General features: G+C 71.4%; 1 protein-coding gene. It reads right to left on the reverse strand.

Annotated features, from left to right (window positions below; translation table 11 throughout):
- The coding region (locus tag G3I78_RS50495; RefSeq protein ID WP_203616628.1) for an ATP-dependent Clp protease proteolytic subunit at positions 1 to 391 on the reverse strand (391 nt) is incomplete at both ends.

Raw genomic sequence — 391 nt, forward strand, 5'->3', positions numbered from 1 at the left:
CGGTGCATGAGGCCCTTGGTGTACACGAGGTTCTCGGCCTGGATCGCGATGTCGACGGCGGTGCCGCCGATGCCCGCCGACGGCTGGTGCATCATGATCCGCGCGTGCGGCAGGGCGTACCGCTTGCCCGGCGTCCCCGCGCAGAGCAGGAACTGCCCCATGCTCGCGGCGAAGCCCATCGCGACGGTGGAGACGTCGTTCGGGATGAGCCGCATCGTGTCGTAGATCGCGAGCCCGGCGCTCACCGAGCCGCCGGGAGAGTTGACGTACAGCGCGACGTCCGCGCGCGGGTCCTCCGCCGAGAGCAGGAGGAGCTGCGCGCACAGACGGTTCGCGACGGCGTCGTCCACGGCCGTGCCGAGGACGACGATGCGCTGGTGGAGCAGCCGCG

The sequence above is a fragment of the Streptomyces sp. SID13726 genome, from assembly GCF_010548375.1.
Lineage (GTDB): Bacteria > Actinomycetota > Actinomycetes > Streptomycetales > Streptomycetaceae > Streptomyces.